The organism is Streptomyces sp. NPDC020917, assembly GCF_044333795.1.
Lineage (GTDB): Bacteria > Actinomycetota > Actinomycetes > Streptomycetales > Streptomycetaceae > Actinacidiphila.
The window spans coordinates 60,199-77,829 of record NZ_JBIRRR010000004.1 but is presented as its reverse complement, the minus strand read 5'-3'; the positions used below and the strand labels follow the sequence as shown (position 1 = coordinate 77,829).

At 72.3% G+C, this 17,631-nt stretch carries 17 protein-coding genes; 8 read left to right on the top strand and 9 right to left on the bottom strand.

Annotated elements, in window-relative coordinates; translation table 11 throughout:
* Positions 1–590: 590 nt before the first annotated feature.
* Positions 591–1,709 (bottom strand): Gfo/Idh/MocA family protein, encoded by a 1,119-nt coding sequence (locus tag ACH4TG_RS10305; protein WP_398241754.1) that lies wholly within the window; start codon positions 1,707–1,709, stop codon positions 591–593.
* A gap of 259 nt (positions 1,710–1,968) precedes the next feature.
* Between ACH4TG_RS10305 and ACH4TG_RS10300 the strand changes: the two genes are divergently transcribed.
* Positions 1,969–2,976 carry a LuxR C-terminal-related transcriptional regulator gene (locus ACH4TG_RS10300; protein ID WP_398241753.1) on the top strand — a complete coding sequence of 336 codons (1,008 nt, stop codon included), beginning with the start codon at positions 1,969–1,971 and terminating at the stop codon, positions 2,974–2,976.
* 174 nt (positions 2,977–3,150) lie between these two features.
* Complete coding sequence (locus ACH4TG_RS10295; protein WP_398241752.1) at positions 3,151–3,393, top strand: hypothetical protein; 243 nt, start codon at positions 3,151–3,153, stop codon at positions 3,391–3,393.
* Positions 3,394–3,619: 226 nt separating this feature from the next.
* Here the strand turns inward: ACH4TG_RS10295 and ACH4TG_RS10290 are convergent, their stop codons facing one another.
* The 3 genes from ACH4TG_RS10290 to ACH4TG_RS10280 form a co-directional block, all read right to left on the bottom strand.
* A complete protein-coding gene (locus tag ACH4TG_RS10290; RefSeq protein WP_398241751.1) occupies positions 3,620–4,189 on the bottom strand; it encodes a hypothetical protein in 570 nt (189 codons plus the stop codon).
* Positions 4,190–4,261: 72 nt separating this feature from the next.
* Positions 4,262–4,753, bottom strand: coding sequence for a glutathione peroxidase (locus tag ACH4TG_RS10285; protein WP_398241750.1), 492 nt, complete (start codon positions 4,751–4,753; stop codon positions 4,262–4,264).
* A gap of 155 nt (positions 4,754–4,908) precedes the next feature.
* Complete coding sequence (locus ACH4TG_RS10280) at positions 4,909–5,562, bottom strand: pentapeptide repeat-containing protein (protein WP_398242119.1); 654 nt, start codon at positions 5,560–5,562, stop codon at positions 4,909–4,911.
* Between the two features lie 107 nt (positions 5,563–5,669).
* Between ACH4TG_RS10280 and ACH4TG_RS10275 the strand changes: the two genes are divergently transcribed.
* Together ACH4TG_RS10275 and ACH4TG_RS10270 are read left to right on the top strand one after the other, a co-directional pair.
* The gene (locus tag ACH4TG_RS10275; protein ID WP_398241749.1) at positions 5,670–7,082 is read left to right on the top strand and encodes an FtsW/RodA/SpoVE family cell cycle protein; all 1,413 of its coding nucleotides are present in this window, start codon (positions 5,670–5,672) and stop codon (positions 7,080–7,082) included.
* Positions 7,079–8,575: a penicillin-binding transpeptidase domain-containing protein gene (locus tag ACH4TG_RS10270; RefSeq protein ID WP_398241748.1), complete on the top strand. Its 1,497-nt coding sequence runs from the start codon at positions 7,079–7,081 to the stop codon at positions 8,573–8,575. The genes ACH4TG_RS10275 and ACH4TG_RS10270 overlap by 4 nt, the downstream gene beginning before the upstream one ends.
* On the opposite strand, the gene ACH4TG_RS10265 is transcribed toward ACH4TG_RS10270, so the two are convergent.
* From ACH4TG_RS10265 to ACH4TG_RS10255, 3 genes are all read right to left on the bottom strand, one after another.
* A complete protein-coding gene (locus ACH4TG_RS10265; protein WP_398241747.1) occupies positions 8,553–9,407 on the bottom strand; it encodes a polysaccharide deacetylase family protein in 855 nt (284 codons plus the stop codon). The genes ACH4TG_RS10270 and ACH4TG_RS10265 overlap by 23 nt on opposite strands.
* A gap of 188 nt (positions 9,408–9,595) precedes the next feature.
* Positions 9,596–10,780, bottom strand: coding sequence for a CapA family protein (locus ACH4TG_RS10260; protein ID WP_398241746.1), 1,185 nt, complete (start codon positions 10,778–10,780; stop codon positions 9,596–9,598).
* A gap of 121 nt (positions 10,781–10,901) precedes the next feature.
* Positions 10,902–12,011 (bottom strand): ferritin-like domain-containing protein, encoded by a 1,110-nt coding sequence (locus ACH4TG_RS10255; protein ID WP_398241745.1) that lies wholly within the window; start codon positions 12,009–12,011, stop codon positions 10,902–10,904.
* Between the two features lie 108 nt (positions 12,012–12,119).
* Here ACH4TG_RS10255 and ACH4TG_RS10250 point away from each other — a divergent pair, with 108 nt between their 5' ends.
* Positions 12,120–13,013 carry a diiron oxygenase gene (locus ACH4TG_RS10250; protein WP_398241744.1) on the top strand — a complete coding sequence of 298 codons (894 nt, stop codon included), beginning with the start codon at positions 12,120–12,122 and terminating at the stop codon, positions 13,011–13,013.
* A 114-nt stretch (positions 13,014–13,127) separates the two neighbouring features.
* Here the strand turns inward: ACH4TG_RS10250 and ACH4TG_RS10245 are convergent, their stop codons facing one another.
* A complete protein-coding gene (locus ACH4TG_RS10245; protein ID WP_398241743.1) occupies positions 13,128–13,850 on the bottom strand; it encodes a TetR/AcrR family transcriptional regulator in 723 nt (240 codons plus the stop codon).
* Between the two features lie 40 nt (positions 13,851–13,890).
* Between ACH4TG_RS10245 and ACH4TG_RS10240 the strand changes: the two genes are divergently transcribed.
* From ACH4TG_RS10240 to ACH4TG_RS10230, 3 genes are all read left to right on the top strand, one after another.
* Complete coding sequence (locus ACH4TG_RS10240) at positions 13,891–14,130, top strand: hypothetical protein (protein ID WP_398241742.1); 240 nt, start codon at positions 13,891–13,893, stop codon at positions 14,128–14,130.
* Between the two features lie 157 nt (positions 14,131–14,287).
* Positions 14,288–15,907: a chitinase gene (locus ACH4TG_RS10235; RefSeq protein ID WP_398241741.1), complete on the top strand. Its 1,620-nt coding sequence runs from the start codon at positions 14,288–14,290 to the stop codon at positions 15,905–15,907.
* Between the two features lie 116 nt (positions 15,908–16,023).
* Positions 16,024–16,593, top strand: coding sequence for a hypothetical protein (locus ACH4TG_RS10230; protein ID WP_398241740.1), 570 nt, complete (start codon positions 16,024–16,026; stop codon positions 16,591–16,593).
* A gap of 6 nt (positions 16,594–16,599) precedes the next feature.
* Here the strand turns inward: ACH4TG_RS10230 and ACH4TG_RS10225 are convergent, their stop codons facing one another.
* A complete protein-coding gene (locus ACH4TG_RS10225) occupies positions 16,600–17,574 on the bottom strand; it encodes an RNA polymerase subunit sigma-70 (RefSeq protein WP_398241739.1) in 975 nt (324 codons plus the stop codon).
* Between the last annotated feature and the right edge of the window lie 57 nt (positions 17,575–17,631).

Sequence of the window (17,631 nt, the reverse complement as noted above, 5' to 3'; positions counted from 1 at the left end):
GGAGTTCCCCGCGCTCCTGGAGCATCGCCCCTCCGGGGCGGGCAGCCGGGGTACCCCAGAGGTGCGTTGCCGGGTGCGGACCGGTGGTGGCTGGTCGCGCTGGGGGACCCCGCGCCCCTGCGGGGTGGACGCCGTCCCCATTCCTCCCGCAGACGGGGGCCGGGCTGGGAGGGGACGGTGCGGGAGTGTCCCCGCAGGAACTGTGCATCCACCCGGCCCACCCAATGGGGAGAGCCGCACGCACAGTTCCGAGGAGACACTCCCGTGGCGGCCCCGACCCCACCCACCGAAGGTGCACCGCCAGGGGCGCGAGGAACTGCGCGACCAGCCACGACGAGACCAGCGGACGGCCACGCGCAGCGCGAGGCACCCCGGTTGCCGAGGAGCGGGCCCAGAGCGGCCCCGCGGTCTCCGCGCCCTGCCCGCAGGGCAGGGTCGGCACGTATACGTACCGGCTGGCCGCCGCCCTCGACGTGGCGGGCTACAGCGGCCTGGCGGACACCCCGGCCTCCGGCCGCACCGTGCGCCAGGACTGCGGCACCGGGATCAGCTGAGCCGCCCCGCCTCCGGACGCGCCCCGTGGAACATCGTCAGCTGAGCCGCCGCGCGGCCTCGTGGAGGACGCGGGTGTCGCGGCGGACGTCGGCGAGGCCGGGCAGGGGCGGCGCCGCGTCCTCGCTGAGGCTGCGCGCCCACGCGATGAGTTGCCGCCGGAAGCCGGTGCGGCCCGGCTCCGCGGTCCGCAGGCTCACCGTGCCGATGCCGCCGGCCGCCTCCCAGCTCTCCACGCGCAGGGTGGCCGTCTCGTCGCGGGCGTAGGGCGACGGCAGGGTGAGCGTGGCCACCGAGTCCTCGGCGGTGAACTCCAGCACCTCGCGGTAGCGCCGGTGCGCGGGCAGCCGCGCGTGGGTGGCGTCCACCACCAGGCCGTCGGACGGCCGCCAGCGGCAGCTGACGGTGTCGCCGCCGGCCCACCCGTCGGCGTGCAGCAGGTTCCCGTACAGGCCGGGACCGCCGTCCAGCACGGCGTGCACGAGGTTGATCTGGTGGACCAGGGAGCCGCCGAGGCCGCGGGCGTACGCCTCGCCCTGCGCGGCGTCCGCGCCCGGCCCGAGCGCGCGTGCCAGCGCCTCACGCGCGGGCGGCGGCTGCGGTCCGAAGGGCGGCGGCTCGTACGGCAGCAGGTGCGCGACCTGGTGCGGCGCGTTGGGGTCGTGGATGTCGACCACCAGGCGGCGGCCGTGCGCCAGTTGCTCCTTGCAGTGCTCGACGAACAGGCCGACGACCGGGTCGTGCCGCTTCATGTACGCCGCGGCCACCGGAACGCCCGCGGCCCGCTCCGCCGCGGCCAGTTCGTCGATCTCGGCGAGGTCCAGGCTCACCGGCTTCTCGCACAGCACGGGCAGCCCGCGGGCGAGGCAGGCGAGCACCACGTCGCGGTGCGTCCACCACGGCGTGCACACCAGGGCGGCGCGGGCGCCGGCCCTGACCGCCTCGTCCAGGTCCGCGCAGACCGCCGTGTCCGAAAACCCCTGGGCGACGACGGCCGCGATCCGCGCCGGATCGGCCTCGATCACCGCGGCCAGTCGCACGATGTGACGGAGATCACGTAGCTCCCGTAGATGGGCGGCATGGGCCACCTTGCCGGCTCCGATCAGCGCGACCGGAACCGGAATCGCCTGCGCCGCTTCGTCCATCGCTCCGTGCACGCCCGCCGCACCTCCGCCACCCCGCGTCTCCCTGGCGTCCCAGGCTTACCACTGCCTGGTCGGCCGGAAGAAATCGTCCGGCAAGCTGGCGGTAAAGACCTCCTTGTCCGACGATGAAGGGGACGTGCCACCGCTTCAGAGCGGAACCCCGCCGGCAGGGCCGCTGGCAGGGGACCGATCAGTTGCTAGAGTCGCTTCGGGTCCAGGTCGCGAGCGCGGACCCGAACAGCAAGGCGCATGGTGGCGAAAGGGGGAACTCGTGGCCAATTCTGCTCGAAACAGCGGTCCGGACGCCGGAGACATCGGACTCGCCCTGTACCAGGTATTGCGCAGCCATGGCTCCTCCGTACCGGCGAAGGCCACGGCCGCCGCCGGGATGACCGAGGACGAGGCCGCCCCCGGCTGGGCCGAGCTGGAGAGCCTGGGACTGATACGTCCGGGCCGCATGCCGGACGAAGTGGACCCCATCGAGCCGGACACCGCGCTGATCGGCCTGCTGGCCAGGCAGCGCGAGGAACTGCGCCACCAGCGCGAGGAGCTGACCGGACTCCTGGACGCGGCCGAGTCGCTCATGGAGCGGTACCGGCCGACCGTGCAGCGGGAGTCCGACAAGATCGAGGTGCGGCTCGCGAGTAGCGACGAGCGGAAGCGGCAGACCCTCGCGGAATTCAATGCGTCGATCGTCGCGTCGACGAGTTCCATGCATCCCGGTCCGCTGCCCTCTTCCGAAGTTCTCTCGTATTCCATCAAGGCCGACGAGGAACTCATTCAGCGCGGCATCAAAGTGCGCGCCATCTACAGCCAGAGTGTGGATTCCGCACCACGGCAGCGTAAATACCTGGCGCAGCTTTCCGCCACCGGCGTGGAAGTCCGGCTGGCCCCGCAACTGCCTTTCGATCTGCTGCTCGCGGACACGCACACCGCATTTCTCACGGCGAATCCGGAAAACCCGTCGGAGGCGGCCATCGTGGTGCGCGGTACGGCCCTCATCCGGTCGTACGTGGCCCTCTTCGAGGACTGCTGGCTGCGCTCCGTGCCGTACTCGTCACAGGCCAGCGGCGCCCTTGAACAGGAGGGCGAGCTGACCGACCAGCACCGCACGACGATGCGATTGTTGGCGAACGGGCTGACAGACGAGCGGATCGCCCGCAAACTGGGAGTGTCTCTGCGCACGGTGAGTCGCCTGGTGTCGGAGATCATGAGATACCTCCAGGCGGACAGTCGATTTCAGGCCGGGGTCCTTGCGGTGACCCACGGGTTGGTCTGAGTTGCGCATTCCCGCCATTGCGTATTTACGCAGAAGCGGAACATGGCCGTCAGCTCTGGGTCTTTGCCATCCTTGATCCGAGTACGACCCCGCACGAGGCCCCCCGAGTCTCCGATCCGAAGGACCACAATGTCGCGTTCCCGGCGCAAGATTGAGATAGCTGCGGTTGCAGCCTTGGTCCTCGGCCTGTCGACGATCGGCGCCGTCGCCGCGATCGCCGAAAGCGCGCCGGCCGCGCCGGCCGCCACAGCCGCAGACCCCACCCCGGACAACTGGATTCCGAACGCCGAGCCGGACAACTGGATCCCCAACGCCGCTCCGGCGAACTGGATTCCGAACGCGCCGGAGGCCCCGGCCGATGACGCGTCTCCGGACAACTGGATCCCCAACGCCGCTCCGGCCAACTGGATCCCGTAGTCCGGCACTTTCCTCGTCAGCTGTACGGCCCGCGAATCATCGCGGGCCGTACAGCTTTTTCCTGTGGGGGGAGTTCGCCCGGACACGTCGGAACGCACGGCGACGGATGCCGGGGCACGAGTGGGGCGAGCCGGCCGGAGGAGCGGTGGGGGCGACCAGGCGCGCAGGCGGCGGGAGCGGTGGGGGGAAGGAGCGGAAGGGGTGGGGGGGAAGGGGTAGCGGCCGCTCAGGCGGCGTCGCGCCCGCCCGCGGCCAGGGTCTCCGGCTGGGAGCGGGCGATCGCGAGCGACCGCTGCAGGAGTGCGTCGATCTCCGTCGCCGCCTCGTCCGCGGCCGGGTGAACGGCCAGCCAGCCGAGGTGGCGCCGGAGGAAGGCTGCGAGGGCCGGCACCGTCCGTAGGGGGAGACGGACGGTGCGGCCCTCGACTATCAGATCGGCCCAGGAGGCGAGAGTGCCTCGAATTGCGGCGCGCGCCTCGACAGCCGGCCCGTTCAGGGGGATGCCGGGCCGGGCAGTGCCGGTCCATCGGTCGCCGGAGTCCGGCGCCGGTACGAGCGCAACCTCCAACTCGCCGTATACCCGGGGAAGCAAGGCGAGTTGCCGATCCAACCGCTCCTGGCAAGGAACGCACAGGGCAGGGTCCGTGTCGACACACAGGTGTCCGCTACGGAACTCGATCTCCTGCACTGCCACTGTCCCTTCCTCGTCGAGGCGGTACTCAGAGCGTTCCAGGAAGGGGGTGATCCGGACAATGTCCACCGACGGGCCGGATTCTGCCATGGCGCGTTCGCGCATCTAGGGCACCCCGGGAGGGGACGAACCCCTGGTCACACGGGGTCACACGTGCCCCGGAGTGCCCTGCAGCGGTCACTTCTCCAGCTGTGCCTCGATCGCCCCGGTGACCTCCGCCGCCTCCGGCTCGGTGCGCGGGCGGAACCGCCCGACGACCTCGCCGCCGGGGCCGACGAGGAACTTCTCGAAGTTCCAGGTGATGTCGCCGGCCTCGCCCGACGCGTCCGGGACCTGCGTCAGCACGTCGTACAGCGGGTGCCGGCCGGCGCCGTTGACCTCGATCTTCTCCAGCATCGGGAAGCTGACGCCGTAGGTCGTGGAGCAGAAGGTCTGGATCTCCTCGGCGGTACCGGGCTCCTGGCCGCCGAACTGGTTGCAGGGCACGCCGAGGACGGTGAAGCCGCGGTCGGCGTAACGCTTCTGCAGCCGCTCCAGGCCCTCGTACTGCGGCGTCAGTCCGCACTTGGACGCGACGTTCACCACCAGGACGGCCTTGCCGCGGTGGTCGGCGAGCGAGGTGGCGGCGCCGTCCAGGGTGCGCAGCGGGATGTCGTACACAGTGCTCACGGGGTTCTCCTGAGGAGGGTGGGGTTGCGAAGTGGCGCCGGAACGCGCGCCCGCGCCGTGGTGCGGGAACGCGCACCCGTGCCCTTGTGCGGGAACGCGCACCGGTTCTGCGGTTGTTCCGGCCGCCGGGACGGCAGGCGTTCCGGCGGCCCGGTTCAACGGTCCGCGACGGTGATGCCGAGCGTGGCGGCCAGCGCGGGCGCCAGGTCGAGCAGCTGGCTGGAGCTGATGACCGCGCCGCGCAGGCTGTCGTAGCCGTCGGCGAGGTCGATGGCCACCGCGCCGCGCAGGTCGGCCTTGGCCAGGGTGGCCCGGCCGAACCGGGCCCGCTCCAGCCGGCTGCCGGGGAAGGTCACGCCGGCCAGCTTCGCCTCCCCGAAGTCCACGTCCTTCAGCACGCAGTCCTCGAAGACCACGTCGTGCAGGGCGGTGCCGCGCAGGTTGACCGAGTCGAGCTTGCAGCGGCGCAGCACCACGCGGCGCAGCACGGCGCCGAAGAACTCCACGCCGGCCAGCGAGCAGCCGGTCAGCGCGGAGTCGAGCCAGTCGGTCTCGGCGAGGGAGACGCCGGTGAACCGGGTCCCGGAGGCCCAGACGTCGTTGAAGCGGGTGCGCCGCAGGTTGGTGTCGGCGAACAGGCAGTCGGTGACGGCGGACTCCAGGAAGCGCGAGCCGTTGGCCGCCTCGCCGTCCTGGTACGTGAGGCCGTCGAAGTGGACCGTGTCGTAGTCGCCTTCGACGGTCAACGGGCCGGTGTGGGGCTGCAGCAGGTCCGCGTACGGCAGGTCGGCGAGTTCGTCGGGAACCATCACACCGGTCACCCTACGTCCCTGCTGCCGCCCACCGGAGGGACAGCCCGGGGCCGCATGCCGCACCTAACGGACATATGGGTCACCGGTTGCTACCGTGGCCGCCCATGAGCGCCCCGTCGGCGACCGCCCCCACCGCTCCTCCCCCGCCGGCCCCGCAGCGGCCCCGCCGCCGCGGGGTCGAGCTGTCGCTGATCGTCGCCGCCGTGCTGGTCTCCATGTACGGGTACGCCGAGGTCGGGCTGGCCAGGAACGGCGCGGTGCCGCCCGGCACGCTCGGCTACGGCGCCGGACTGGCGGGCCTGGCCCTGCTCGCCCATCTCGCGGTGCGCACCAGCGCCGCGTACGCCGACCCGCTGCTGCTGCCGATCGCCGTGCTGCTCAACGGCATCGGGCTGGTGCTGATCTACCGGCTGGACCTGGAGCCGTCGCTGGGCCCGAAGGCCGCGCCGGCGCAGCTGATCTGGTCGGCGACCGGGGTGGGGCTGTTCATCGTCGTGGTGCTGGCGCTGCGCGACCACCGGCTGCTGGCCAGGTACGCCTACATCTGCGTGACGCTCGCGCTGGTGCTGCTGGTGGCGCCGATCGCCTTCCCCGCGGTGAACGGCGCCAAGATCTGGGTGCGGTTCGCCGGATTCTCCCTCCAGCCGGGCGAGTTCGCGAAGGTGCTGCTCGCGGTGTTCTTCGCCGCCTACCTGTCGGCCAACCGCGCGGCGCTGGCGTACACCGGCCGCCGGGTGCTGCGCCGCATGCAGCTGCCCACCGGCCGGGTGCTCGGCCCGGTGCTGGCGATCTGGCTGATGAGCGTGGGCGTGCTGGCCGTCGAGCGGGACCTGGGCACCTCGCTGCTGTTCTTCTGCCTGTTCGTGGTGATGCTGTACGTGGCCACCGGCCGCACCGGCTGGATCGCGGTGGGGCTGCTGCTGGCCTCGCTGGGGGCGTACGCGGCGGGGCGCCTGGAGCCGCACGTGCACAGCCGGGTGCTGGACTGGCTGCACCCGTTCCGGACCATCGACGCCGGGCTCGGTCCCAGCCAGCTCGCCCAGTCGCTGTTCGCGTTCGCCGACGGCGGGGTGCTGGGCACCGGTCTCGGCCAGGGCTACTCGTACCTGATCGGCTTCGCCGCCAAGTCCGACTTCGTGCTGGCCACCGCCGGCGAGGAGTTGGGGCTGGTCGGACTGAGCGCCCTGCTGCTGCTGTACGCGCTGCTGGTCAACCGGGGCTTCAAGGCCGGGCTGTCGCTGCGCGACCCGTTCGGGCGGCTGCTGGCGGCCGGGCTCGCCTCCATCCTGGCGCTCCAGGTGTTCGTGATCGCCGGCGGGGTGATGGACCTGATCCCGCTGACCGGCATGGCGATGCCGTTCCTGGCGCAGGGCGGCTCGTCGGTGGTGACCAACTGGATCATCGTGGCGGTGCTGATCAGGATCAGCGACCGGGCCCGCCGGCCCGAACCCGCGGACGGTCCCGGCCCCGACGTCCCCGCCCCGACGGCGGCGCGCACCGGGGAGGCGCCGCGGTGAACCGCTGCATGCGGCACGCCGCCGTCTTCTGCGCCCTGCTGCTGGCCGCGGTGCTGGTCAACACCGCCCGCGTCCAGGTGCTGCAGGCCGGGAAGTTCACCGGGAACCCGGCCAACCGCCGGATCGCCATCGAGCGGTACCACCAGCCGCGCGGCAACATCCTGGTGGGCGGGCAGCGGGTCACCGGATCACGGGCCACCCTGGGGCAGTTGCGCTACGAGCGCACGTACCTGGAGGGCCCGCTGTACGCGCCGGTGACCGGCTTCGCCTCCCAGACCTACGGCGCCACGCTGCTGGAGGGCACCGAGGACGCCCTGCTGGCCGGCACCAGCCCGGCGCTGGACACCACCCCGCTGTGGCACGAGCTGACCCGGGCCCGGCAGCGCGGCGGCGACGTGGACACCACCATCGACCCGGCGGCGCAGCGGGCCGCGTACGCGGGCCTGGCCGGGCGCCGGGGCGCGGTGGCCGCGCTCGACCCGGCCACCGGCCGGATCCTGGCGCTGGTCTCGTCGCCGTCGTACGACCCGTCGCTGCTGTCCGGCAGCGGGCCCGGGGTGACCGCGGCCTGGACGCGGCTGAACGCGGACCGGAACCAGCCGATGCTGGACCGGGCGATCCGGCAGACGTACCCGCCCGGTTCGACCTTCAAGGTGGTGACCGCCGCCGCGGCGCTGCAGCAGGGCCTGGTCAAGGACGTGATGGCGCCGACGAACTCCCCGGACCCGTACCGGCTGGAGGGCACCCTGGTGGACCTGACGAACGAGTCCGACGGGTGCCGCGACGCGAGCGTCTACGACGCGTTCCGGATCTCCTGCAACACCGTGTTCGCCAAGCTCGGCACCGATCTGGGGCCGCACGGGGTGGTCGACCAGGCGCAGGCGTTCGGCTTCAACGACACCCGGCTGCGGATCCCGGCGAGCGTCGCCAAGAGCACGGTGGACACCGCCATGGGCCCCGACCAGGTGGGCCTGTCCTCGATCGGGCAGTTCGACACCACCGCGACGCCGCTGCAGATGGCGATGGTGGCGGCCGCGGTCGGCGACGGCGGCAGGCTGATGCGGCCCTATCTGGTGGACCGGGTGACCAACCACAACGGGATCACCGTCTCCACCGGCCGCCCCTCGCTGCTGCACCAGGCGGTCAGCGCCAGGACGGCCCGGCAGTTGCAGATGCTGATGGAGGCGGTGGTCACCGACGGCACCGGCGGGAACGCCGCGATCCCGGGGGCGGTGGTCGGCGGCAAGACCGGCACCGCTCAGCACGGCCTGGCCAACACCGGTACGCCGTATGCCTGGTTCATCAGCTACGCAAGGCCGGAGAACGTCGGCCACGCGACGGTGGCGGTGGCCGTGGTGGTGGAGGACGCGGAGGCCCAGCGGGCGGACATCTCCGGCGGCGGCAACGCGGCGCCGATCGCCAGGGCGGTGATGCAGGCGGTGCTGTCCTCGCCGGAGCCGACCGGGGAGTTCAGCTCACCTTCGGGAAACTGAACGTGTAGCCCTGCCCCTTGAGCCAGGTCAGCGTCTTGTCGAGGGCGGCGACCGTCTGGGCGCGCTGCCCGCCGCCGTCGTGGAAGAGGATCGTCGGGCCGTTGTGGATCTCGTCCTTCACGGTGTCGACGATCGCCGAGACGCCGGGACGGTCGAAGTCCTTGGTGTCGACGTTCCAGCCGAGCGGCCGCATGCCGTTCTGCGCGGCGAGCGCGCGGCTGGCCGGGGTGAACGCGCCGCCGGGCGCGCGGTAGTAGTACACGCGGGCGCCGCCGGAGGCGGTCTCGATCATCTGCAGCGCGTCCATGATCTCGGACTTCTGGTACGCGTACGGCTTGTGGTCCATGCCCGTGTCGTGGTGCACGGTGTGGTCGCACAGCCGGTGGCCCGCGGCGACGACCTGCCGGACGATGTCGGGGTGGGCGGCGGCCTGCGGGCCGATCATGCAGAACGTGGCGTGCACGTGGTGCTGCTTGAGCACCTGGAGGACCTGCGGGGTCCACACCGGGTCGGGCCCGTCGTCGATGGTGATGTTGACGGCCGGGCCGGCCGCCTCGGCCGCGTGCACGATCGAGTCGGGCACCACGGGCGGCTTCGCGCTGTGGGCCGGCGGCTTCGCGGAGCTGCCGGGAGAGCCGGCCGTGCTCGCGGACGTCGCCGGCTGCCCGCCGGGCACGACCGGCGCGGCGGCCTGCGCGGATCCGCCGTGCGGACCGGGCGCGACGAGCGCGGTGGTCACCGCGGCGACGACGACCACGACGACGGCCGCGCTGACGGCCACCCACTGCGGCGCCGTCCTGAAACGCGCCCGTATTCCCCGCTGTTCGGTCATCGTGTGTTCCCCGTCCCCACCTGTGGTCCTTCGGCCCCTGGTGCGCTGGTCTGGTGCGTGCGCCGGGCCGCGCAACGTGAGATGCGGCGTCCCGTGGACGCGGTTCCGCGCAGGTCGCCGCGCGGCCCGGCCGTTACAGAATCCGGACGTATGTGCGTCCGCGACCGCCGGAAGGCGCTCCGACGATATTACGGCGCGGCCGTCAGACCGGTGCACCCCCGCAGGGAGTTGTACCGGTCGGTGACGGTCCTGCCGGCCGTGCCGGTCTGCGGTTCGGGCACGCCCTGGCCGTCCACCACCGCCGGGGTGAACCGGGCCCCGGCGACCCGGCCGTGGGTGATGGTGAGCGTGGTCACCCCGGTCTGGTCGGAGTGCGGGTACGGAGAGGAGCCGTACCAGAGGAAGTTGCCGAAGCCGTAGGCGACGTAGGTCGGTCCGAGCATGCCGGAGCCGAGCATGACGTGCGCGTGGGTGCCGACGACGGCGGTGGCGCCGGCCGCGGACAGGTCGGCGGCGATCGACTTCTGCTCGGGCCCCGGGCAGCTCTGGCCCTCGGTGCCCCAGTGCAGGTACACGACCACGACGTCGGCGTGGGCGCGGGCGGCGCGGACCGCCTTCAGCAGCCGGGGCCGGTCGAGCGCGGAGGCTATGCCCGGTTTGCCCGGCCCCGCGCGCCAGTTCTGGTTGGTGATGTCGTACACCTGGCTGGCGGCGAGGACGGCGAGCCGCACGCCGTTGATGGTGGTGGTGTACGGGCGGTACGCCTCGGTGTCGTCGGCGCCTATGCCCACCACGGGTATCGGCGAGGCGTGCTTGGCGTCGATGCTGTCGGCCAGGCCCTGCGCGCCGTAGTCCACCGAGTGGTTGTTGGCCATGGTGACGGCGTCGATGCCGGAGCGGCGCAGCGCGTCGAGAGCCTGCGGGGTGGTCCTGAAGTGGTACTTCTTCGGCTGCGGCACGCCCCGGGTGGTGATCGCCGACTCCAGGTTGACCATGGCGAAGTCGGCGGCGGACAGCGGCGCGGCCATCGGGCCGAGCGCCGGGTCGACACCGAGCCGCGCGGCGGTGCGCTCGGTGAAGTGGACGTCGCCGGCGAACGCGAGGGTGAGGGTGCCGGACGGCTCGGCGGGGTGCGTGGGGGTCTTCCCTGCCGCGGGCACCCCGGCGGGGGCGGCCGTTCCGCCGGGGGCGGGGGCGCCCTGCGAGGGAGTCGCGTCGGCGGCGTCGGCGGACCCGCCGCCCCGGCCGGCCACCAGGTAGACCCCGGCGCCGACGACGAGCAGCCCGGCGGTCAGCGCCAGCGCGGTGTTCCGGCGCCGGCGGCGCTGCCGGGCCCGGCGGGCGGCACGACGCGATCTCGGTCCCTCGATCATCGGACAAGCGTACGGACAGTCTGTCCGTGATCTTCCGGGGGTCCCGGAATGCGCGGTTCACCCCGTGCGCCCGCCCCGTGCGGCGCCGCGCCTCACCCCGCGGCCCGGCTCGCCCCCCGGCTCACGCCCCGGCCGCGCCCTCGGCGATCGCGTCCGTCACCTCGGCGACCCGTGCGGCCTCCTCGGCGGCGAAGCGCTCGGCGTCCAGCTGCTCGGCGACCTCCTCGTCCTGGGCCATCAGCAGGTCGAGGTTGGAGTCGCCGAGATCGAAGACGCCCATGTCCAGGTAGGCCTTCTGCAGCCGCGGGCCCCACAGCCCGATGTCCTTCACGCACGGCACGATCCGGCTGAACAGCAGCTTCCTGAACAGGTGCAGGAACTCCGACTTCTCGGTCAGCTCGGACGCCTCGGCGGCCGGGATGCCGAAGTTCTCCAGCACCTCCACCCCGCGCAGCCGGTCGCGCATCAGGTAGCAGCCCTCGATCACGAACTCCTCGCGCTCGCGCAGTTCGGCGTCGGTCAGCTGCCGGTAGTGGTCGCGCAGCGCCATCCGGCCGAACGCGACGTGCCGGGCCTCGTCCTGCATCACGTAGGCGAGGATCTGCTTGGGCAGCGGCTTGGTGGTGGTGTCGCGGATCATGCCGAACGCGGCCAGCGCCAGGCCCTCGATGAGCACCTGCATCCCGAGGTAGGGCATGTCCCAGCGGGAGTCGCGCAGCGTGTCGCCGAGCAGGCTCTGCAGGTTGTCGTTGATCGGGTAGAGCATCCCGACCTTCTCGTGCAGGAAGCGGCCGTAGACCTCGGCGTGCCGGGCCTCGTCCATGGTCTGGGTCGCCGAGTAGAACTTCGCGTCCAGGTCGGGGGCCGACTCCACGATCCGCGCCGCGCACACCATCGCGCCCTGCTCGCCGTGCAGGAACTGGCTGAACTGCCAGGCGGTGTAGTGCTGGCGCAGCAGCCCGCGGTCCTTCTCGGTCATCGCGTCCCAGTAGCGGGTGCCGTACAGGGTCATGGCCTCGTCGGGGGTGCCCAGCGGATCGGTCGGGTCGACCTCCAGGTCCCAGTCGATCCGCCGGACCGCGTCCCACTGCTTGTCCTTGCCCTTCTGGTACAGGGCGAGCAGCCGCTCGCGCCCGTCGTCGTACTCCCAGGAGAAGCGGGCCGAGCCGTGCGCCGGCACCTGCCAGCTCCACTCGGCGGGCGGCTGCGTGTAGAGGCCTTCGGTCGACATGGGCGGCTCCCATCACTTGCTGCACGAGGGGTTGACGGCCTTGTTGACACAGAGTCTCATAAGACTGGTACCGACGGTAACCCTCATGCACCGGAGGCATGTTCACCCATGGACGCCACGCTCATCGACCGCGAGAAGACCGCGGAGCGGCTGCTCGCCGCCTCCGCGAAGCACTCCTTCGACCCCGACACGGAGCTCGACTGGGAGGCGCCCTTCGAGGAGGGCCGCTGGTTCTGGCCGCCGGAGCTGGTCTCGCTCTACGACACGCCGCTGTGGAGGACGATGTCCCCGGAGCAGCAGATCGAGCTGAGCAAGCACGAGGCCGCGTCGCTGTGTTCGGTCGGCGTCTGGTTCGAGACGATCCTGATGCAGCTGCTGCTGCGGCACACCTACGACCTGGAGCCGACCTCGGCGCACGTGCGGTACGCGCTCACCGAGATCGCCGACGAGTGCCGGCACAGCAAGATGTTCGCCCGCGCGGTGACGAAGATGGGCACCCCGACGTACCGGCCGTCCCGGCTCGACCACGCGCTGGGCCGGGCCATCAAGACCATCTCCACCACGCCGGGTTCGTTCACCGGCACCCTGCTGGCCGAGGAGATCCTCGACTGGATGCAGCGGCTGACCTTCCCGGACGAGCGGATCCAGCCGTTCGTGCGCGGCGTGACCCGCATCCACGTCGTCGAGGAGGCCCGGCACATCCGCTACGCGCGCGAGGAACTGCGCCGCCAGATGACCGTCGCGCCGCGCTGGGAGGTCGCGTTCACCCGCACCTCGGGCGGGCAGGCCGCGCGGGTCATCGCCCGGTCGCTGATCAGCCCGCAGGTCTACGCGGCGGTCGGGCTCGACCCGCGGCAGGCGGCGGAGGCGGCCCGCACCAGCCCCCACCGGCAGGACGTGATGCGGCAGTCGGCCAAGCGCCTGATGGACTTCTTCGAGGAGATCGGGATGTTCCGCGGGCCCAGCCGGCGGTTGTGGAAGGCGTCGGGGCTGCTGGGCTGACCGCGGCGCCGCGCCGGGCACTCCCGCCGGGTGAGCGCGGCCACGCGGCGGGTGACGAGCGCGGCCGGAGGGCGCGTCAGGCGACGGGCGGCCACCCGGCCTTAAGACGACAGGTCACTCCACGAGTGCGGCGACCGCGGGAGCCAGCGGGGCCAGCCGCCTCAGCAGCACCCCCGCCGGGCTGTCCGCCGTCTCCGACTCCAGTGCGCGGGCGGCCGCTTCGGCGGCCTCCGGGTCGCCGGCCGCGGTGACCAGCAGCACTCCGGTGAACTGGTCCACCAGCCAGGTCCGCAGCTCGGCCACCGGCGGCTGCTTGCCCTCGTCCAGCCAGATCAGCGAGACCGCCTCCACCGAGGCGATCCACGACCTGACCATCATCGACAGCCGCGGCCCGGCCGAGGTCACCCCGAGGTGGTGCAGCACCTGCTCGGCGGCCTTGCGGCGGACGTCGTCCACGATCGCGTCCGTGCGGCTGGTCCCGGCCACGCTGCCGCCGCGCAGCAGGGCGCCGTAGGCCGCGTCGTGCTCGTCGACGTACGCCAGGTAGCTGTCCAGGGCGTTCGCCAGCCGCTGGGTGGGCGGGCCCTCGCTCGGCACCGCGAACCGGCCGATCAGCTCCTGCGCCGCGCCGTGCACCGCGGCCTCGTACAACTGCTGCTTGCCGCCCGGGAAGTAGCGGTAGACCAGCGGGCGGGAGACGCCCGCGGCGGCCGCCACGTCGTCCACCGACACGTCCTCCGGGCTCCGGTGCCCGAAGAGGTCCACGGCCGCGGCGAGAAGCTGCTTGCGGCGCGCCTCGACGCTCATCCTCCGGTACGCCGGCGCCTCGCTGCTCATGCGCGCAGCGTATCTGCCCGGCCCGTGGCACAGTGGGCCCGTGCGACACGAGGAGACCGAGTTCCTGGGCGGCCCGCTGGACGGGCGCGCCCTGGAGGTGCTGGTGGGGATGACGGGCCAGCCGCCGAAGGTGTACAAGGTGCCGGTCGGCGAGACCACCTACGTCTACCACCGCCAGGCGGGCGTCCGCGGCACCCACCGCACCCGCTGGATCTTCGTCTACGACCCGGAGGGCAAGCCGCCGCCGGGGCCCAAGTGGCCCTGGAGCAAGCGCTCCTGAGACGCTGCGGCGGCGCTACCGGGAACGGCCCCGCGAGGGCGGCGCGGCGCGGCACGGGAGCAGCGGTGTTGGTCCGGACCATTGACACGATTGGTCTGGACCTGTTTGCTGCGCGGTGACATGCTCATGCGCCCTCCTCCCGAAGGAGCATCCCCCCATGCTCACCTCTGCCCTGCGCAGACGATCGGTCGTCGCGGCGACGGCGGCCCTCGCGGGCGCCGTCGCGATCGGCGGCCTCGTCGCCCTCGCACCGACCGCCAGTGCCGGTGAGTTCCTGACCAACGGCGGGTTCGAGTCCGGCAACCTGTCCGGCTGGACCTGCGACGCGGGATCCGCGGCGGTCACCGGCCACGCCCACTCCGGCAGTTACGCGCTCCAGGGCGCGCCCTCGGCGAGCGCCACCGGCCAGTGCAAGCAGACCGTCAGCGTCCAGCCCAACACCACGTACACCCTGTCCGCCCAGGTCAACGGCTCCTACGTCTACATCGGCGTGGACGGCGGCACCAGCACCTGGACGGCCGGCACCGGTGGCGCCTACGCGCCGCTGAGCGTGTCGTTCACCACCGGCGCGAGCCAGACCACCGCGGCGGTCTACGTGCACGGCTGGTACGGGCAGCCCGCGTACTACGCCGACGACATCTCGCTCCAGGGCCCGGGCAGCGGCACCACCACGCCGCCGACGACGCCTCCCACGACGCCCCCCACCACTCCCCCGACCACGCCTCCCACCACTCCCCCGACCTCCCCGCCGTCCTCCGGCGGACTGCCGACCCACGCGCTCGTCGGCTACCTGCACGAGACGTTCGCCAACGGCTCCGGCTACACCAAGCTGGCGGACGTGCCGAGCAGTTGGGACGTCATCGACCTGGCCTTCGGCGAGACGGACTCGCCGACCTCGGGCAACATCCACTTCAACCGGTGCTCGGTCAGCGAGTGCCCGTCGGTGGAGTCCGACGCCGACTTCAAGGCCGCGATCAAGGCCAAGCAGGCGGCCGGCAAGAAGGTGCTGCTGTCGATCGGCGGCGCCAACGGCGAGGTGCAGCTGACCACCACCGCGGCCCGCGACGCCTTCGTCTCCTCGGTGAGCGGCATCGTCGACCAGTGGGGCCTGGACGGCATCGACATCGACTTCGAGGGCCACTCGCTGTCGCTGAACACCGGTGACACGGACTTCAAGAACCCGACGACGCCGGTGATCGTCAACCTCATCTCCGCGCTGAAGACGCTCAAGGCCAAGTACGGCAGCGGGTTCGTGCTGACGATGGCGCCCGAGACGTTCTTCGTGCAGATGGGCTACCAGTTCTACGGCTCCGGGCCGTTCGGCGGGCAGGACCCGCGGTGCGGCGCGTACCTGCCGGTGATCTACGCCCTGCGCAACGACCTGACGCTGCTGACCGTCCAGGACTACAACTCCGGCCCGATCATGGGCCTGGACAACCAGTATCACACCATGGGCGGCGCGGACTTCCACATCGCCATGACGGACATGCTGCTCACCGGCTTCCCGGTGGCCGGCAACACCGCCAACATGTTCCCGGCGCTGGCCCCCTCGCAGGTCGGCATCGGCCTGCCCGCCTCCGTCAACGCCGGCAACGGCTACACCGCCCCCGCCCAGGTCGACCAGGCCCTCGACTGCCTGACCAAGAAGGCCAGTTGCGGCGGCTACACCACCCACGGCAGCTGGCCCGCCCTGCGCGGCCTGATGACGTGGTCCATCAACTGGGACAAGTACAGCAACTGGGAGTTCAGCACCAACTTCCACAGCTACTTCGGCTGAGTTTCTTGTTGTCCCCCTGAACGCGTACGGCCTGGTCCCCGAGGGCGGTGGACCGGGCCGTACGCCTGTCCGCCCTCGCACGCCCTATCCTCGGCCCAGCACTGGGGAGGGTGGCGATGGGGGCCAAGGGTGGGGATGTTCCGGTCACGGGGCCGCTGGAGATACGGACCAGGAAGCTGCGCACGATCCTGCTGCCCATGGTGTGGATGGTGCCCACGTACGTCCTGATGATGCGGCACGGCGGCTGGGACCGGGCGCTGGGCGGGGTCGTCCTGGCCCTGTTCGGCCTGGCCGTGGTCACGACCGTCGCCACCCACTGGCGCCTTCGGCGGCAGGGGTGCGTGCTGCGGATCGACGACTCCGGGATCACCGTCGTGGGGAAGCGGACCGTGGGATGGGACGAGATCAGGGTCGTCCGGGTGGTGCGGCGCTCGGCTGTGACCGCCGTGGTGCCGGTGCCCCGGGAGGGCGTCGAGCTGCCGATGCTGGACCTGAGCCTGTTCCGGCTACGGACCGCCGGGCGGGCCGCCCGCACCGCGCGGCGGTGGGGCGGCCCGCTTGTCCTGCTACCGAAGGCGCTGGACGCCGACGAGGTCCGGATCGCCGCGGCCGTCCGGCAGTTCGGGCACGGCGTGCCGGTCGTGGACGCTCCGGACCGTGCGACGAGCCTGCCGGGGACGGGGTGAGGGCGGTCAGAGGGTCGGGGGGAGGCCGAAGGCGGGGAAGAGTTCGGGGCCGAAGGTGGTGATCTCGGCGATGCGGCCCTCGCGGGTGCGCAGCACGTCGAACTTGAAGGCGCGGAAGAGGGTGTCGCCGGGGCGCCGCAGGTAACTGGCGGCGCACGGCATGCGGTTGGCGCGGGTCGGCACCAGGCGCCAGTCGCCGCCCAGTTCGGGGCCGAACGCCTGGGCCATCAGCGGGCGCAGGGACGCCAGCCCGTCGTACACCATCGGCATCGGCGGCATGGTGATCCGCAGGTCCTCGGCGGAGATCGCCACCGCCGCCTCCAGGTCACCGCTCTCGTGCGCCGCGATGAACCGCTCCAGCACCTCGCGTTCCTCGGCGCTCGGGTCACCGGCCGTCCAGTCCGCCCGCCGTTCCGGCACATGGGCGCGCATCGTCGCACGGGCCCGCTGCAGCGCGCTGTTGGCGGCGGCCACCGACGTGCCGAGGAGCGCGGCGCACTCGTTGGCCGGCCAGCCCAGCACGTCCCGGGCCACGAACGCGGCCCGCTGCCGCGGCGGCAGGACCTGCAGCGCGGCCAGGAAGGCCAGTTCGATGGTCTCCCGGTCGACCACGACCGCGTCCGGCTCCTCCGCGGCCGGCGCGATCTCGTCCAGCAGCCCGTCGGGGTACGGCTGGAGCCACGGCACCTCGGCGAACGACGAGACGGTGGTCAGGCGGCGGGAGGTGCGGCGCAACTGGTCCAGGCAGACGTTGGTGGCGATCTTGTACAGCCAGGCCCGCAGGTGCTCCCCCTCGAAGGAGTCGCGGGACTTCCAGGCGCGCAGCAGCGTCTCCTGGACGGCGTCCTCGGCCTCGTCGAACGAGGCGAGCATGCGGTAGCAGTGCACGTGCAGCTCCCGCCGGTACTGCTCGGCGCGGGCCGCGAAGCCGGCGGCGTCGCCGGTGGGCTGCTCCGGGGTGTCCCCGGTGGCGGCGGTCATGAGGGCCTCCTCGTGGGCCTACGGGGGCGATGCCCCGGGGTCGTGTCGCGCGCGGGA

Coding starts and splice junctions, on each gene's coding strand:
- ACH4TG_RS10250 (WP_398241744.1), top strand. CDS start 12,120: ATGGACGCCACGCTCATCGACCGCGAGAAGACCGCGGAGCGGCTGCTC.
- ACH4TG_RS10280 (WP_398242119.1), bottom strand. CDS start 5,562: ATGGTTCCCGACGAACTCGCCGACCTGCCGTACGCGGACCTGCTGCAG.
- ACH4TG_RS10230 (WP_398241740.1), top strand. CDS start 16,024: ATGGGGGCCAAGGGTGGGGATGTTCCGGTCACGGGGCCGCTGGAGATA.
- ACH4TG_RS10290 (WP_398241751.1), bottom strand. CDS start 4,189: ATGCGCGAACGCGCCATGGCAGAATCCGGCCCGTCGGTGGACATTGTC.
- ACH4TG_RS10255 (WP_398241745.1), bottom strand. CDS start 12,011: ATGTCGACCGAAGGCCTCTACACGCAGCCGCCCGCCGAGTGGAGCTGG.
- ACH4TG_RS10275 (WP_398241749.1), top strand. CDS start 5,670: ATGAGCGCCCCGTCGGCGACCGCCCCCACCGCTCCTCCCCCGCCGGCC.
- ACH4TG_RS10225 (WP_398241739.1), bottom strand. CDS start 17,574: ATGACCGCCGCCACCGGGGACACCCCGGAGCAGCCCACCGGCGACGCC.
- ACH4TG_RS10265 (WP_398241747.1), bottom strand. CDS start 9,407: ATGACCGAACAGCGGGGAATACGGGCGCGTTTCAGGACGGCGCCGCAG.
- ACH4TG_RS10260 (WP_398241746.1), bottom strand. CDS start 10,780: ATGATCGAGGGACCGAGATCGCGTCGTGCCGCCCGCCGGGCCCGGCAG.
- ACH4TG_RS10245 (WP_398241743.1), bottom strand. CDS start 13,850: ATGAGCAGCGAGGCGCCGGCGTACCGGAGGATGAGCGTCGAGGCGCGC.
- ACH4TG_RS10235 (WP_398241741.1), top strand. CDS start 14,288: ATGCTCACCTCTGCCCTGCGCAGACGATCGGTCGTCGCGGCGACGGCG.